Here is a 16,103-nt window from a genome sequence, read left to right on the forward strand (position 1 = left end):
GAAAAATTCTTTATTGTAAAAAACCTTTCAGCATATTTACACCATCAATTGAACCTAAAATATCTTCGATAGCTCTTTCTGGGTGTGGCATTAAACCAAATACATTTTTATCTTTATTACAAATTCCTGCGATATTAGAAACAGAACCATTCATATTCACTACATTACCATTTTTATCACAATATTTTAAAAGAATTTGATTATTATCTTCTAACTCTTTTAATCCCTTTTCATCAATATAATAATTCCCATCATGGTGAGCAACAGGAATATTTAAAATATCGTCTTTTTTTGTTAAAGCTAAGAATTTATTATCATTATTTATAACTTTTATTGTATGAAATTTTGAAATAAAATGTAAAGAGTCATTTCTTTTCATAGCACCAGGTAATAAACCAGCTTCTAATAATATTTGAAATCCATTACAAATTCCTAAAACTTTTCCACCTTTTGCAGCATATTCTTTAACAGATTCCATAACATTTGCAAATCTTGCAATTGCTCCACTTCTTAAATAATCTCCATAAGAAAAACCACCAGGAATTACAACTAAGTCAGTGTCTGAAGGAATTTTATCATCTTTGTGCCATATGATTTCTACATCACATCCTAATTTTTCAAAAGCATATTTTGTATCATATTCACAGTTTGTTCCAGGAAATTGTAATACTGAAATTTTCATATTAACCTACTATTTCTATATTGTAATCTTCAATAACTGTATTTGCCAAAAGTTTTTCACACATTTTTTTTACTTCAACTTCTGCATCTTGTTTGTTTGAAGAATTTAATTCAATAATAATTTGTTTACCAATTCTAACATTTTTAACTATATCTTTAAAACCTAAAGTATCTAAAGCATGATGAGTTGCTTTCCCTTGATCATCAAGTACACCTTGTTTTAATCCTACATTTACAATTGCTTTCATTTATCACCTTACATTTAATATTTTTGGGATTATATCTAAAACTACTTTATAGCAGTTTATTTACTTAATCTATTTAATATAGTGCTATAACCATCTAATATTTTATTTTTTATGCTATCTGGTACAATAACTTCTAATTTTTCACCAGCTTTTAAATCTTTAGCTTTTTCTTTCCAATTTTCTGATTTTCCAAAATCTCTTAAAATTTGTTTATCCATAGAGATATAGTTTCCTGCATCAAAATCTTCTTTTGAAATAAATCTAGAACTTTCAGGAGTTAAAACTTCATCTCCTAAAACCCATTCACCTTTTGAGTTCACAAAAACTTCAAGTTTTGTATCAACTACAATAATTCCATTCTCTTGCGCAAATTTAGTAAAATCTTTAAATAATTTTTCTAAACTAGAAACAATCTCTGGGAAAGTTTCTCTTACTTTTTGAGAATTTAAAGGAATATCTTTTACACCTTTTGTTGTAGGAGTAAATAATGGTGTTTCAAATTTTGACCACTCTTTTAAATCAGAAGAAAGATTTAATCCATAAGGATCTTGTCCTTTTTGTGTTGCTTCAAATAAAGAACCAGTTAAATAATTTCTAAAAATTAATTCAAATTGAACTACTTCACCATCAATTTGTGCTTCTAATGGTTTACACAATTCCATCATTTGGCATCTTGGTGCGATACTTAATGATGAATCAACATTTTCAGATAAAATTGCAGTTCTAATTCCAGCTTTTTTTGCAAAATCCGCTCCAAAATTTGAAATCGCAGTTTGAGAAACACCTTTTCCTTTTATTTCTAAATTTAATGGAATATCAAATACAGAACATCTATCACTTCTTACAAGTAAAACTTTAGCTTCTTCACCTGGACAGCTATATAAATCCGCATTCTTCCCTATGTAAAAAAGGTTGTAACCTAAATTTTCTAATTCTGAAATACCTTTTAAAGTTGTAGTTTTCTTTGTTTTTGGCCAAAGATTAAGTTCTATAATTTTTTCTATTTTCATTCTTTCTCCAGTTATTTATTCATAATTACTAAACTTTTTAAAATCGCTAATGAAGTATTTAATTGATTGTCTTCTAATAAATCATCTTTCGAAATTGTTTTTTTAGTTTCATCTTTTATTGCTTTTTCTTCTTTTTTTATAGCATCTTTAGTTTCATCAACTTTTTGAAGTTCTCCTTCAAGATGTTTTTTCAAATCTGCTTCTTTTATTTTAAATGAATTATCATCATTTTGTGTAACTTTTCCTGCATATGCTGTTACATCAGGAGTTACTCCTTCAGCTTGAATAGTTCTTCCACTTGGTAAATAATATTTTGCAATAGTCAATTTAATATTTTCTGTTTTACTTTCATTTATTGGAAGAACAGCTTGAACTGAACCTTTACCAAATGTTTTTTCACCTACAATAACTGCTCGTTTGTGGTCTTGTAAAGAACCACTAACAATTTCTGAAGCTGAAGCTGAACCTTCATTTACCAATACAACTAAAGGTAGCTTTGTTTTTGTTCCAGAAGTTGTAGCTTCAAATTTTTCTTCATCTTCAGCACTTCTTCCTTTTTGAGAAACAATTACACCTTTATCAACAAATAAATTTACAACACCAATTGCTTGATTTAATAAACCACCTGGATTATTTCTTAGGTCTAAAATAAGTCCTTTTACATTTTTATTCTCTTTGATGATTTTTTCTAAGTCATTTGTAACTTTTTCATCAAAACTAGCAATTCTAAGATAAAGTAAATTTTCATTTTCTATTTTTTTAGCAAAAACTGATTGGATTTTTATAATATCTCTTTGCATTTTAAATTCTAATGGTTTTAGTTCACCTTTTCTTACAACAGCAATTGTTATGTTAGTTTTAGGTTCACCTCTCATTAAAGTTACTGCTTCATCTAAAGTCATACCAATAGTTGATGTTTCATTGATTTTTAAAATAATATCACCAGATTTAATACCAGCTTTAAATGCAGGAGTATCATCTATTGGAGAAATTACAGTTAAAGCACCATCTCTCATTCCAACAGTAATACCAAGTCCTCCAAACTCACCTTGAGTTTGAATACTCATCTCTTTTGAAGCTTTTTTATCAAGATAGCTTGAATGTGCATCAAGTTCTTGCATTAAGCCTTTTAAAGTTTTATCAACAATTTCTTGTAGTTTTATATCATCAACATAATATTTTTCAACAGTTCCTATAACTTTCGTCAATTTTGATAACGATTCAAATCTCGTTTGTTCAGTTTCTTCTACTTTTTCTTTTGCAAAAAGTGAGTGAGATAGAACTAATGCTACAGTTGTAGTTACTAGAAATAATTTATTCATTTTTTTATAGCCTTTAAAATTTATAGGGAAATATTATACAAAAAAGTTCATAAAAGAAAGTAAGATTTTATCAAAAATTTTGTACCATATCAATTAGTTTAAAAAAAGGTTTTTAAAATGAGTTTAAAAGAAGATGTTGGTTATATCAAAAATGAGTTGAGTAGCGAAGAAAAATTTATTGAAAATTTTGTAAAAGGCGAAAGATTTTTTAAAAAATATAAAACATTAATTATTGCAGCTGTAGTTATTTTAATTATTGGTTTAATTGGTTTTACAGTTAAAAAAAGTATTGATAATTCAAATAAACATGATGCAAATATTGCTTTAAGTCAATTTTTAGAAAATGGTGATGAAAAAGCACTTGAAACACTAAAAAATAAAAGTGAAAAACTTTACGAAATAGCATTATTTCTACAAGCTAAAAAAGACAATAAGGTAGCTTCAATAGAACTTCCTATGTTAAAAGAATTAGTAAAGTTTCAAACAGCAACAGCTTCAAATAATATCGAAGAATTAAACTCTTTAACAATGCAAAGTGATTTTCTATTAAAAGAGTTTGCTTTATTTAATAAGGCTTTAGTTTTGGTAAATGAAGGAAAATATGAAGAGGCAAAAAAAGAGCTAAGTCAAATCTCTCAAACTTCAAAAGCCTATGAGTTAGCAACTTTATTAAACCACTATTTATTAACAAAATAAGGAAAAAAATATGAAATATATCTTAGTTTCATTACTGTCAGTTTTTTTATTTACAGCTTGTTCAGGTAAAAAATATTTTGAGCCAGAAGATACAAGTAGTAATATAGAATTAAATGAAAAATCTATTCCTGCAACTATAAAAGCAATTAACAAAATAGGTGCTACTTTAGAAGATAACAAATTCATTACAAAAAATGGAATCTCGCAAAATGAACTTCCTGAAGGTTTTGAATTTTTAAATTTAACTGAAGATGGAAGAGTTATTGCCACAAATTACATTGATAAAATTTTAATTGGAAATCAAGAAAAGAAAGTAAATGAAGTTGTTGTAGCTGCAAGTTTAAGAAATGAAAAATTAGCACTTATTTATTCTGATAACTCAATGGAATTAATAGATATAAATACAAATAAAACTCTATTTAAAGAGTATTTACCAATTTCATTAGCAAATGATACAAGAATTGCAAATCCACTTTTTATGGGGAATTTAATTTTATTTCCTAGCTTAAATGGTAGAGTTATTATTGTATCTTCTGTAAATAATGAAGCTGTTAGAAATATTTCAGTTGATCCAGATAGTCAATTTAATAATATCATTTATTTAGGAGTAATTGAAAGTAATCAAACTTTAATAGTTGCTAGCCCAAATAGAGTTGTATCAATTTCTCCAAGAGATGTTATTTCAAAAGAGTATGACTTAAGAGATATTATTGTTAATAATAATGATGTTTATATAGCAACAATTGATGGTCAAATTATTAAATTAAATCCAACTTTAGATGAAGTAGCAAAGAAAAAGTATAAATATGCAAAAATTCATGCTTTAGCATTCTCTGACTCTTTATATGCGGTTGAATCTCAAGGTTATTTGATTAATATAGATGAAAACTTTGATAAAGACGTGATATATGATTTTAGTTTTGATAATGAAGAAAGAATGATTGCTATTGGAAATAAAATTTATTTTGGGTCTGATTATATAACTTTACCATAACTATAAGCCTTTTTAGGCTTATAGAAACTTCTTAAGAAAAATTTCTATTCGCTAAAAACTCCACAAAAACAGTCGCATAAGAGCCTTTTTGTAAAATAAAATCTAAACTACAAACTTTTTTTGAAGCATCATATTTACATGAAATATTTTTTGGGAAAACAATTGCTTCTCTTCTATATCCTTTTTCTTGAATATATGAATCATCATATTTTGATTCGATTTTTGAAGCTTCGCTCATTGCTTTAAATACATTTCTTCCTGGAAGTAATCCTGTTGGAATGATTTTTTCATCTTTAAAATCTTTAATGATTTTTTCAGTAATTGTTTTTGGAGTGAAAAATTTATTTTTTTCTAAATCTAAAAAAACATCTCCATCTAAAAGTTTAAATTCATCTTTAGATAGTGTTAATCTTTCAACTAACCAAGCATTAAAAAAACTACTTTGGTAAGCAGAAACTAACATCTTAGATAATTTTTTATCTTTTATTATCTCTTTACCATAAACAACATTTTTTGCTTTTTCAATATTATCTACAACTTCTTTTCCAAATCTTTGATAACCAAAATAGTTTGGCATTCCATTTTTAGATATTATTTTGATAATTTTTTGAATATGATTAATATCAGAAATTTCAACATCATAAAGATTTATTTTAAATCTATTTCCTTCTAAATCACCAATATTTAGTTTTTCATTATGTAAAAAAATTTCTAAAATCTCTATTTTTTTACTTCTGAAATTTTTTATCTCTTTTGAGTATTTTTTAGGAATAGTTATATATTGAGTAGTAGTTGCTCTTTTATCTTTTAATCCTGCATAACCAATTTCATTTGAATACACATTTAAAAATTTTGCAATCCTATCTATAAGTTCCCAAGTATCACAGTTTGTTTTTTTTATTTTTAAGACTAAGAAGTTACCAGATAAAGAGAATTTTATTGGCTGTTCTTCAACTATAAAATCCTCTTCATTCTGAATAAATTTAAAGTTTAGAGTTTTATCATTTGATGGATAAAATCTTTTTATCAACTTTTTGCTCTTTTTAGGTTTTCTTGTTCGTAAACAGTTCTACACTCTGTACAAAACTTAGCAAAAGGTTTTGCTTTTAATCTACCTAAAGGAATATTTATTCCGCACATATCACAAATTCCGTAAGTTCCGAGAGTAATTTTCTTTAAAGCATCTTCAATTTGTTTTAATTCATCCAATTGGTGATTTGTAATCATACCTTCAATAAATGAATCACTTACAAGTTCAGCATAATCTAAATCGTCATTTATGTCTTGCTCTTTTAATTGGTCAATATTTTCTCTACTGCTATTAACATGAGACAAAATATTCTCTTTTCTTTCAAGTAAAATAGCTCTTAACTCGTCAATCTGCGTTTTATTTGCCATATTCTCTCCTTAAATTTGCGCGATTATATCTTTTTTAATATATATAAATGGTTAAAGTAATATAAAAGGTAAATATTATAGGATTTCTTTGAATTTAACGCTTGCTTAACTTAAAGTTGGTACAATAATTTTTCGACAAAGGAGTTAACTATTTCGGCTTTATCAAAAATTTTTATATTATTTATTTTAACTTTTTTATCAATTTTTATTTATTGTATTTTTTTAAATAATAAAACTAGTTATTCATCAATCATTACAAAGATTACTAAAAATTCTAATTTGGCATATTCAAATAGTATTTTTGAATCAAGATTTAAAGAAAATCAAAATAATAATTCGAATTTAGTTTTGGTTCCATTACAAATAAGTTATTTGGATTTTGTATATGAAAAATAGTGTTTTTTTCAATTTCATTTTTTTGCTTTTAGTAAAACACAAATCAAAACATTTTGCTATTTTTTTAATATCAATTTTTATTGTGTTTTTAACTTCATCAATTTTATTCATCAAAAATAGTTTACAACAAGAGATTTCTGAAGCTTTAGAAAACCAAAGTGATTTTATAGTACAAAAAACTATAGCTAATAAAATAAAAGATATTGATATCTCTTTAATAGATAAATTTTATGAAATAAATGGAGTTTCAAAAGTAACTCAAAGAGTTTATGGACAATATTATTTTATGCCAGAAAATATCTACTTTACTATTATTGGAATTGATTTTTTTGAAGAAACTACAAATCAAGATTTAAAAGAACTTTTAAACTTTTTAAATATTTCAAAGTTTTTAGAAAAAGATTCTATGATTATTGGAAATGGTATTAAAAAAGTATTGGATAAATATGCTTATTTTGATTCTTATGATTTTAAACTTGAAAATGAAAATTCAAAAAATATCAAAATTTTTAAAGATTTACCAAAAGAAGCAAATTTAATAGCAAATGATCTGATAATTATGGATATAAATATCGCAAAAAGGATTTTAGATATTAAACCAGATTTTGCAACAGACATAGTTTTAGATGTTCCAAATCCACTTGAAAGACAAAATGTAAAAGAACAGATTCTTTTAAAAGAGTCAAACATAAGAATTTTACAAAAAGATGAACTAAAAAAAGAGTATGAAAATATGTTTAATTATAAAGGCGGAATTTTTTTGATTTTATTTATAGTTGTAATATTTACATTTATTTTAGTTTTATATCAAAGATATTCAATGATTAGTTCAAATGATAAAAGAGAAATAGGTATTTTAAAAGCAGTTGGTTGGAGTATAAAAGATATTATAAAACTTAAAATTATAGAAAATTTCATAGTTGCTTTTATGGCATTTATTATAGGAGTAATTTTTGCTTATATTTTTGTATTTATTTTACAAGCACCAGTATTAAAAAATATTTTTATAGGTTTTTCAAATATCAAAAATGATTTTATTTTAAATGAAAATATAAGAATTTCAAATCTTATTACATTATTTTTATTTTTTATGGTTCCATTTTTAAGTGCAGTTTTAATTCCTGTTTGGAAAATAGCAGTAATTGATGCTACAAAGAGTATGAAATGATAAAAATCAAAAACTTAAATAAAGTCTTCTATGAAAATACAAATAAAGAATTTTATGCTTTAAAAGATATAAATTTAAATATAAAAAAATCATCTTGTGTTGTTTTAAAAGGAGTTAGTGGGAGTGGAAAATCAACTTTATTATCTCTTATTGCAACTTTACAAAAACCATCTAGTGGTGAAATTGTCGTAGAAAATGAAAGTATTGCAAAACTTCCTGATTTTCATGCTTCGAATTTTAGAGCAAGAAAAATTGGATTTATTTTTCAATCATTTAACCTTTTTAATGAGTTAAGCGTTAAAGATAATATTAGTCTTCCTTTAATTCCTCTTGGATTTTCTCAAAAACAAATAGATGAAAAAGTAATAAACACTTTAAAACTTGCAAATATTTTACATAAAAAAGATGAATTAGTCTCAAATCTTTCAGGTGGAGAAAAACAAAGATGTGCAATTGCAAGAGCTTTAGTAAATAATTGTGAAATAATACTTTGTGATGAACCAACTGCAAACTTAGATTATGAAAACTCTAAAAATTTTATAGAGATTTTAAAAGAGTTAAAAGAACTAAAAAAAACAATTATTATTGCAACTCATGACCCAATTTTTGATAATCTTGATTTTGTAGATTCTGAAATTCTTATAAAAAATGGACAAATTTGTGAATAGTATATTTTTATCAAATGAGATAATCATTTTTTTATTTGTACAACTAACTCTTTTTATTCTTTTATTTGTAGCTTTTTATTTTTCGTTTTTTATTATAAAAAATTGGGATTTTAGTAAAACTTCAAATAAACAATACAAGCTAGAAAAAACTTCATATTTAGTCATTTTAATCATAACATTTACACTTATTGTAAAAATATTTTTATTTCCTTATTTTGCTTATACCTTAGACAATTTGTCAAATGTTGTTCCTGGCGCTATGTGTGCTGCTGGAATTGTTGGAGCAAATAAATATGGACAGATAAATTTATTTTTGAAAATTGTAATTTTATTTTTTATAGGAATTTGGCTTATCATCAACTCTTTTGATATAAAAGAAAAAACTTATCCATATACAAAGAAAAAATATTTTTTATATATTTTTATTTTTATTTTCTCTATTCTTGAACTAATTTTAGATTTTTTGTTTTTATCAAATATTCCTACAAAAGAGCCAGTTTTATGTTGTTCAGTGATTTTTGGAGTAAATGGTATCGGAAGTAAAATACCATTTGATTTATCAATAAATACTTTTTTAATGCTTTTTTATATGATATATTTGTTGATAATTTTTCTAAATCTTCAAAAAAAAGCATTTTTAAATTTGCTTACAAATTTTTTATTTTTATATATTGCATATTATGCAACTACTTACTTTTTTTCAACATATATTTATCAACTACCAACTCATCAATGCCCATTTTGTATGCTTCAAAAAGAGTACTTTTTTGTAGGTTATTTTATTTGGGGAAGTTTATTTTTAGGAACATTTTTTGGAGTAGCAAGTTTTGTTTTAAAATTAATTTTGAAAAAAGATTTTGATTTTATTTATAGATATTCAATTATTTTTAATACCTTATTTGTATTTTTGAATTCTTTTTATGTGATTAGATATTTTATTATAAATGGAGTCTTTTTATAAATCCGTAAAATTTTACGGATTTATAAATATAATTATTTATTTTCAGTTGTAGTTTCAGCAGCTTTTTCTTCAGTAGCTGGAGTAGCTTCTTCTGTTTGTGCTTTTTCTTCAGTAGCAGTAGCTTCTTTAACTTCAGTAGCTGGAGTTTCATTTTTTACTTCAGCAACTGGTGCTTCTTTAACTTCAGCAGCAGGAGTTTCAGTTTTTGTTTCAGTAGTTGCTGCAGGTTTTTTTTCTTCTGTACAACCTGTTAATAAAGCCATTAATACAGCTGTCCCTAATAATACTTTTTTCATCTTAGCGTCCTTTTAAATATATTTGTTAAAAACAAGTGGAATAGTACCAAAAAATTGTTAATAAATTGTGAATAAATTTGAATATTTTTAGTAAAAATTGAAAATAGGACAATTTTAATATAATTTTGATATTTTGCTATGAAATTGAATTGAAAAATATTTATAAAAAAGGCTTAAATTTAAAAGTGGAGGAGCTAGTCGGACTCGAACCAACGCATGTCGGATTTGCAATCCGAGGCATTACCAGCTTTGCTATAGCTCCATAATAAAAAATCAAATAAAATAAGAAGTTAGATGATTTTGAGGAGATGTGTATGGCAGAGAGCAAGGGATTCGAACCCTCGGAGGCGTGAACCTCGCCGGTTTTCAAAACCGGTACAATCGACCAACTCTGTCAACTCTCTACACATCAATGGTGCGAATGGTGAGAATCGAACTCACACTCCGAAACCGGAACGGGATTTTAAGTCCCGCGCGTCTACCTATTCCGCCACACTCGCATTTGGTAAGTCATTTTCAAGTCGTTAAACTCAAAATGGACTGGAAGTATATACATTTTTTTATTTTTTGTCAAGAGTATTTTTTAGAAATTTTAGAATTTATAAAATAGCTTGATTTTTTAATAAAAAACAAAAAGCAATAAATGTATAATCTAGCTATATTATTTAATGAAAATCAAAAGGATTATAAATTGAGAAGTGATGAAGTAAAAAAAGGGTTTGATAGAACACCTCACAGATCATTATTAAGAGCTACTGGATTAAAAGATGAAGATTTCGATAAACCATTCATTGGAGTTGCAAACTCATTTATTGAGTTAATTCCAGGACATTTTTTCTTAGATAAAGTATCTGCTATTATAAAAGAAGAAATAAAAGCTAATGGTTGTGTACCATTTGAATTTAATACTATTGGAGTTGATGATGGAATTGCGATGGGACATGATGGAATGTTATTTTCTTTACCATCAAGAGAGTTAATAGCAAACTCTATTGAAACAGTTATGAATGCACATAAACTAGATGCAATGATTGCTATTCCAAACTGTGATAAAATTGTACCAGGTATGATTATGGGTGCTTTAAGAGTAAATGTTCCAACAATCTTTGTTAGTGGAGGACCTATGGAAAAAGGTTACACTAAAGATGGAACTCCTATTGATTTAGCTACTGCATTTGAAGCTGTTGGAAAACATGAAGCTGGACAAATGAGTGATGAAGAATTAAAAGACATCGAATGTAATGCCTGTCCAAGTGGTGGTTCATGTTCAGGAATGTTCACTGCAAACTCTATGAATACACTTATGGAAGCTATGGGTATTGCACTTCCTGGAAATGGAACAATTTTAGCTTTAACGCCACAAAGAGAAGAGTTGTATAGAAAAGCAGCTAGAAGAATTTGTGAAATTGCACTTGATAAAGCATCAAGGGAAAAATATAAATTAAAAAATATTTTAAATGAAAATGCAGTTAAAAATGCTTTTGCTGTTGATATGGCAATGGGTGGAAGTTCGAATACAGTTTTACATATGTTAGCAATTGCAAAAGAAGCAAATGTTAATTTTAATCTTGAAGATATTAATAAAATTTCTAAAAGAGTTTCTCATATTGCAAAAATTTCTCCATCTTTATCGACTGTTCACATGGAAGATATCAACAAAGCTGGTGGAGTTAATGCTGTTATGAAAGAGATGACAAAAAGAGGTGATGATATTTTATTAAATAACCTTACAATCTCTGGTGAAACTTTATTAGAAAAAATCAAAGATGCGGTGATATTAGATACAAATATCATTCATACTATTGATAATCCTTATTCTCAAGTTGGTGGATTAGCAATTCTTTATGGTAACTTAGCTGAACAAGGTGCTGTTATTAAAACTGCTGGAATTACTGGTTCAAGAGTATTTACAGGAACTGCTGTTTGTTTTGATGGGCAACCAGAAGCTATCAAAGGAATTGTTTCTGGAAAAGTTAAAGCTGGAAATGTTGTAGTTATTAGATATGAAGGACCAAAAGGAGGTCCAGGGATGCAAGAGATGCTTGCACCTACAAGTCTAATTATGGGAATGGGATTAGGAAGTTCTGTTGCACTTATTACTGATGGAAGATTTAGTGGTGCAACTAGAGGTGCTTCAATTGGTCACGTAAGTCCTGAAGCAGCAGAAGGAGGAATGATTGGATTATTAAAAGATGGTGATGAAATTCATATCGATGTTGACCAATATATTTTGTCTGTAAACTTAAGTGATGAAGAAATTGCGAAAAGAAAAGCGGAATTTAAACCTCTTAAAAAACCTCTTAACTCTTCTTGGTTAGGACAATATAGAGCTCTTGTAACAAATGCAAGTAGCGGAGCAGTTTTAAAAACTGATTTATAGTTTAAATAGGCTATTTTGCCTATTTAAATTAATAATTTATTAACTATTTATTGAAAAATAGTTTACTTTTTTGCTTTAACATATCATAATAATTTAATTAAAAAGGATATAAAAGTGAAGAAAAAACTTTTACTTATTTCTACGTTAATAGCAACTCAACTCTTTGCAAAAACAATAGAGTTAGAGATGATGGAAAAAGATCCACAAAGAATTAGCCCAAATTCAACAAATGAAATTTTATCATTTAATAATAGTATAAAAGATTCTGTTCATTCTATAGTAAATATATCTGCAAAAAAAAGTGTCGATACTGATGTTGATAGCTTACCATTGCAAATGTTTAATGATCCATTTTTTAAAAGATTTTTTGGAGACCAGTTTGGAAATCAACTTAAACAAAATAGAGTACAAAGATCATTAGGATCAGGAGTAATCGTTTCAAAGAATGGATATATTGTTACAAATAACCATGTTATTGAAAATGCTGAAGAGATTACTGTAACTATTGGTGATGATACAACTGAATATAATGCAAAATTAATTGGAAAAGATGCAGATAGTGATATTGCAGTAATTAAAATAGATGTAAAAACTGATTTAACTCCAATTAAATTTGCACACTCAAACAGTGTAATGGTTGGAGATTTGATTTTTGCAATTGGAAATCCATTTGGTGTTGGAAGTACAGTTACTCAAGGAATTGTTTCAGCTTTAAATAAAAATAAAGTTGGAATAAATAAATATGAAAACTATATTCAAACAGATGCTTCTATAAATCCAGGAAACTCTGGTGGTGCATTAGTAGATAGTCGTGGCGCATTAATAGGTATTAACACTGCAATTATTTCTAAAAGTGGAGGAAATAATGGTATAGGATTTGCAATTCCAGTTGATATGGTAAAAGATGTAGTTGAAAAACTTGTAACTGATGGAAAAGTTGTAAGAGGATATTTAGGGGTTGTAATAGCTGATTTAGATAAAGAAACACAAAAAGTTTATAAAAGAAAAGAGGGTGCTTTAGTTTTAGACGTATCAAATGACACACCAGCTTCTAAATATGGATTAAAAAGAGGGGATTTAGTATATGCAATAAATGGTAAAGTTGTAAAAGATAGAACAAGTTTACAAAATAGCATTGCATCATTTAAACCAAAAGAAAAAGTTAAATTAGATGTTGAAAGAGATGGTAAAGATATAACTTTGAATATTGTTTTAGAAGATAGAGCAACTAATTTAGGACAAACTCCAACAGCAGAAAGTAATCTTTTCTTAGGTGGATTAAAGCTTAGTGCTATTGACACTGTTACTCAAAAGCAATATAGACTATCATCTGATACAATTGGTATATTAATTTCAGATGTTGAGCCAAAATCAAAAGCTGAAAAAGCTGGTTTTGAAGCTGGAGATGTTATTATTCAAATTGAAGATGTAGAGATTAAAAATTTTGCAAATTTAGAGAATGCAATAAAAAAATATGAAAATAAAAATAAAAGAGTTTATGTAAATAGATATGGTCAAACGATTTTATTTATAATTCAATAAAAAGGATTTCCCATTATTAAAGTACTCATGATAGAAGATGATTTAGAATTAGCTCAAATCATTACAGATTATTTAAAATCGTTTGATATAGAAATTACAAATACAGATAGTCCATATAACGGACTATCAATGCTCAATGTTCATAAAGATTATCAGTTGATAATTTTAGATTTAACACTTCCTGAAATTGACGGATTAGAGTTGATTCCAAAAATTAGAGAAAAATCAAATATTCCAATTATTATCAGTTCTGCACGAGATGATATTTTAGATAAAGTTATGGGATTAGAAAGAGGAGCAGATGATTATCTTCCAAAACCATATAATCCAAGAGAACTTCAAGCTAGAATAAAAACAATTTTAAAAAGAGTTGATTTAAAAACTGAACCTAAAAAAGCTGAACAAAGTTCTTTATTTGAAATAAGAGAAGCAGATATGCAGATACTTTTTAAAGGTGTTCATTTAACACTTACTTTAGCGGAGTATGATATTTTAAAACTTTTAATTCAAAGAAATCATGGAGTTGTAGCAAGAGAAGATTTTATATATGCAAGTGATAATATAGAAGATGATTCATCTTTAAAAAATATTGATGTAATTATCTCAAGAATTAGAACAAAACTAGCAAAAATTGATGATAGTAATACTTATATAAAATCAGTAAGAGGTATTGGATATCAACTTATATGATAAAAAATATCTCTATTTCTACTTTTGTAAATATAATATTTGCGTTAGCTTTTTTATCTATATTTGTAACTTTTACAATATTTGTGAATTATGATAAACAAAAACATGAATTAACTTTACAAAATAGATATGAGTTAATTGCTGAAAATATTTTAATAACATTTCAAAATAATCCAACGGTTGAAGTACTTTTATCTTTATACAAAAAATTTCAAGTTTCTCCCATTGAAGATAAAGATGAAAAGCTTGAGATTATAAAAAATGCTCAAGAATTAACTATAACTCAAAATTATTTAGGAACTTATAGAGTTTATAAATATGATGATATTTATTATATTTATGTACAACAGTATGGTTATAATGTTATGCTAAAAGATTCTGCAAATCATCGTTATAATATGGCATTTATTGTTTTAGGATTTATAGTTTCTATTTTTACTTTTTTAATTTTATATGAAATATTAATGAAAAAGTTAAAACCATTAAAGATGTTAAATAAACAAATTATTGAATTTTCGCAAGGAAATAAAGATATAAAATTAAATTACACAAGTACTGATGAGGTAGGAACAATAGCAAGAAATTTTAATGAAGCAATAAATATTATAAATAATCAGTCAAAATCAAAAGATTTATTTATGAGAAATATGATGCATGAGCTAAAAACTCCTATCACAAAAGCGATGTTTATTGCAGAAACTTTAGAAGATGATAAAACAAGAGAAAATCTTCAAAGAGCTTTTAAAAGAATGGACGATATTATCAAAGAACTTGCAACAGTTGAAAAGTTGACTTCTCAAAATACCATGATATATAAAGAGAAAACAAAATTCTCAAATATTTATAAAAAAACTCTAGAAATTATGATGATAAATCCTCAAAATATTGATGCAAATGTAGATGATTTTGACTTTGAAGTTGATACTTACATGATGTCAATAGTTTTAAAAAATCTAATTGACAATGCTATCAAATTTTCGTTAGATAAAAAAGCAACAATAAATGCAAATAAAAATTTTATAGAAATTATCTCTTTAGGTAAACCTTTAAAAAATGATTTATCACACTATACTGAAGCTTTTTGTCAAGAAGAGAAAAGAAGTGAAGGTTTTGGATTGGGGCTTTATATTGTAAAAACTATTGTAAATTTGCATAAATATAAGTTAGAATATAAATATGAAGATGGAAAAAACTATTTTATTATAAAGATGGCAAAATAATTAAATTTTGCACTCTTTCATAATCTCAAACCAATTTTTATTAAAATGTTTTTTGATATATTTTTCTTTATGTGGAATAGTACAATTAGAACAATCATGGTGTATAAAATTCTCAGATTCAAATTTTGAACCATTTTTTGAATCAATACTACAATATGAATATAATATTTTATTGTCTTGCTTTTTTAAGCCTTTGTCATTAAATCTAAAATGTGGACAAGCACATAAATAGCAATTTAAATTTTCTATATTGTGACATTTTTTATTTTCTTTATAAAGAAGACAAAAATTTGGTTCATTAATCACCATATTTTCAAATTTAAAATAATCTATTATTTCATCAATATTATAATCTTTCAGTTTTGTTATAATTTTTTGATGTTCTTTTCCTTGATTTAAAAACCACTCTTCATAAGTCATTGTATTTCCTATA

At 26.1% G+C, this 16,103-nt stretch carries 17 protein-coding genes and 3 tRNA genes; 9 read left to right on the top strand and 11 right to left on the bottom strand.

All coding sequences use genetic code 11. The annotated features are described in order from the left end of the window. Nucleotides 1-10: 10 nt before the first annotated feature. The 4 genes from purQ to B0175_RS07985 are packed head-to-tail and all read right to left on the bottom strand — an operon-like array spanning nt 11 to nt 3,261. The gene (gene purQ / locus B0175_RS07970) at nt 11-682 is read right to left on the bottom strand and encodes a phosphoribosylformylglycinamidine synthase I (RefSeq protein ID WP_108528080.1); all 672 of its coding nucleotides are present in this window, start codon (nt 680-682) and stop codon (nt 11-13) included. Between the two features lies 1 nt (nt 683). Next, nucleotides 684-929 (bottom strand): phosphoribosylformylglycinamidine synthase subunit PurS, encoded by a 246-nt coding sequence (gene purS / locus B0175_RS07975; RefSeq protein WP_108528081.1) that lies wholly within the window; start codon nt 927-929, stop codon nt 684-686. A 56-nt stretch (nt 930-985) separates the two neighbouring features. After that, nucleotides 986-1,939 carry a phosphoribosylaminoimidazolesuccinocarboxamide synthase gene (locus B0175_RS07980; protein ID WP_108528082.1) on the bottom strand — a complete coding sequence of 318 codons (954 nt, stop codon included), beginning with the start codon at nt 1,937-1,939 and terminating at the stop codon, nt 986-988. Nucleotides 1,940-1,950: 11 nt separating this feature from the next. Next, complete coding sequence (locus tag B0175_RS07985) at nt 1,951-3,261, bottom strand: S41 family peptidase (protein WP_108528083.1); 1,311 nt, start codon at nt 3,259-3,261, stop codon at nt 1,951-1,953. A gap of 117 nt (nt 3,262-3,378) precedes the next feature. Between B0175_RS07985 and B0175_RS07990 the strand changes: the two genes are divergently transcribed. Both B0175_RS07990 and B0175_RS07995 read left to right on the top strand, forming a co-directional pair. Beyond that, a complete protein-coding gene (locus B0175_RS07990) occupies nt 3,379-3,957 on the top strand; it encodes a tetratricopeptide repeat protein (protein WP_108528084.1) in 579 nt (192 codons plus the stop codon). 10 nt (nt 3,958-3,967) lie between these two features. After that, on the top strand, nt 3,968-4,951 hold the full coding sequence (locus B0175_RS07995) for a hypothetical protein (RefSeq protein WP_108528085.1): 984 nt from the start codon (nt 3,968-3,970) through the stop codon (nt 4,949-4,951). Nucleotides 4,952-4,982: 31 nt separating this feature from the next. On the opposite strand, the gene B0175_RS08000 is transcribed toward B0175_RS07995, so the two are convergent. Together B0175_RS08000 and dksA are read right to left on the bottom strand one after the other, a co-directional pair. Next, a complete protein-coding gene (locus B0175_RS08000) occupies nt 4,983-5,981 on the bottom strand; it encodes a tRNA pseudouridine(13) synthase TruD (protein WP_108528086.1) in 999 nt (332 codons plus the stop codon). Next, nucleotides 5,978-6,349 carry an RNA polymerase-binding protein DksA gene (gene dksA, locus B0175_RS08005; protein WP_108528087.1) on the bottom strand — a complete coding sequence of 124 codons (372 nt, stop codon included), beginning with the start codon at nt 6,347-6,349 and terminating at the stop codon, nt 5,978-5,980. Before dksA ends, B0175_RS08000 begins: the two co-directional genes overlap by 4 nt. Nucleotides 6,350-6,734: 385 nt before the next feature. Between dksA and B0175_RS08010 the strand changes: the two genes are divergently transcribed. Genes B0175_RS08010 through B0175_RS08020 form a run of 3 tightly spaced genes read left to right on the top strand, consistent with a single transcriptional unit; the run spans nt 6,735 to nt 9,542 of the window. Then, on the top strand, nt 6,735-7,913 hold the full coding sequence (locus B0175_RS08010) for an ABC transporter permease (protein WP_108528088.1): 1,179 nt from the start codon (nt 6,735-6,737) through the stop codon (nt 7,911-7,913). Beyond that, the gene (locus tag B0175_RS08015) at nt 7,910-8,581 is read left to right on the top strand and encodes an ABC transporter ATP-binding protein (protein WP_108528089.1); all 672 of its coding nucleotides are present in this window, start codon (nt 7,910-7,912) and stop codon (nt 8,579-8,581) included. The genes B0175_RS08010 and B0175_RS08015 overlap by 4 nt, the downstream gene beginning before the upstream one ends. Then, nucleotides 8,574-9,542, top strand: coding sequence for a hypothetical protein (locus B0175_RS08020; RefSeq protein ID WP_228156086.1), 969 nt, complete (start codon nt 8,574-8,576; stop codon nt 9,540-9,542). Before B0175_RS08015 ends, B0175_RS08020 begins: the two co-directional genes overlap by 8 nt. Before the next feature lie 32 nt (nt 9,543-9,574). Here B0175_RS08020 and B0175_RS08025 read toward each other — a convergent pair whose 3' ends face one another. The 4 genes from B0175_RS08025 to B0175_RS08040 all read right to left on the bottom strand — a co-directional run bounded on the left by B0175_RS08025 (nt 9,575) and on the right by B0175_RS08040 (nt 10,338). Next, entirely contained in the window at nt 9,575-9,838 is a 264-nt protein-coding gene (locus tag B0175_RS08025) for a hypothetical protein (protein WP_108528091.1), read from the bottom strand. A 186-nt stretch (nt 9,839-10,024) separates the two neighbouring features. Further along, nucleotides 10,025-10,100, bottom strand: a tRNA-Cys gene (locus B0175_RS08030). Nucleotides 10,101-10,153: 53 nt separating this feature from the next. Further along, nucleotides 10,154-10,242, bottom strand: a tRNA-Ser gene (locus B0175_RS08035). Between the two features lie 9 nt (nt 10,243-10,251). Then, nucleotides 10,252-10,338: transfer RNA gene (locus tag B0175_RS08040), tRNA-Leu, on the bottom strand. A gap of 191 nt (nt 10,339-10,529) precedes the next feature. On the opposite strand from B0175_RS08040, the gene ilvD reads away from it, so the two are divergent. The 4 genes from ilvD (at nt 10,530) to B0175_RS08060 (ending at nt 15,670) form a co-directional block, all read left to right on the top strand. Next, on the top strand, nt 10,530-12,218 hold the full coding sequence (ilvD, locus tag B0175_RS08045) for a dihydroxy-acid dehydratase (protein WP_108528092.1): 1,689 nt from the start codon (nt 10,530-10,532) through the stop codon (nt 12,216-12,218). Between the two features lie 114 nt (nt 12,219-12,332). Then, entirely contained in the window at nt 12,333-13,760 is a 1,428-nt protein-coding gene (locus B0175_RS08050) for a Do family serine endopeptidase (RefSeq protein WP_108528093.1), read from the top strand. A 12-nt stretch (nt 13,761-13,772) separates the two neighbouring features. After that, nucleotides 13,773-14,450 carry a response regulator transcription factor gene (locus B0175_RS08055; RefSeq protein WP_228156090.1) on the top strand — a complete coding sequence of 226 codons (678 nt, stop codon included), beginning with the start codon at nt 13,773-13,775 and terminating at the stop codon, nt 14,448-14,450. Next, on the top strand, nt 14,447-15,670 hold the full coding sequence (locus B0175_RS08060; RefSeq protein ID WP_108528095.1) for an ArsS family sensor histidine kinase: 1,224 nt from the start codon (nt 14,447-14,449) through the stop codon (nt 15,668-15,670). The genes B0175_RS08055 and B0175_RS08060 overlap by 4 nt, the downstream gene beginning before the upstream one ends. On the opposite strand, the gene B0175_RS08065 is transcribed toward B0175_RS08060, so the two are convergent. Continuing rightward, the gene (locus tag B0175_RS08065; RefSeq protein WP_108528096.1) at nt 15,671-16,090 is read right to left on the bottom strand and encodes a hypothetical protein; all 420 of its coding nucleotides are present in this window, start codon (nt 16,088-16,090) and stop codon (nt 15,671-15,673) included. It lies immediately after the preceding gene. Nucleotides 16,091-16,103: the final 13 nt, after the last annotated feature.

Source organism: Arcobacter lacus (genome assembly GCF_003063295.1).
In the GTDB taxonomy this organism is placed as follows: domain Bacteria; phylum Campylobacterota; class Campylobacteria; order Campylobacterales; family Arcobacteraceae; genus Aliarcobacter; species Aliarcobacter lacus.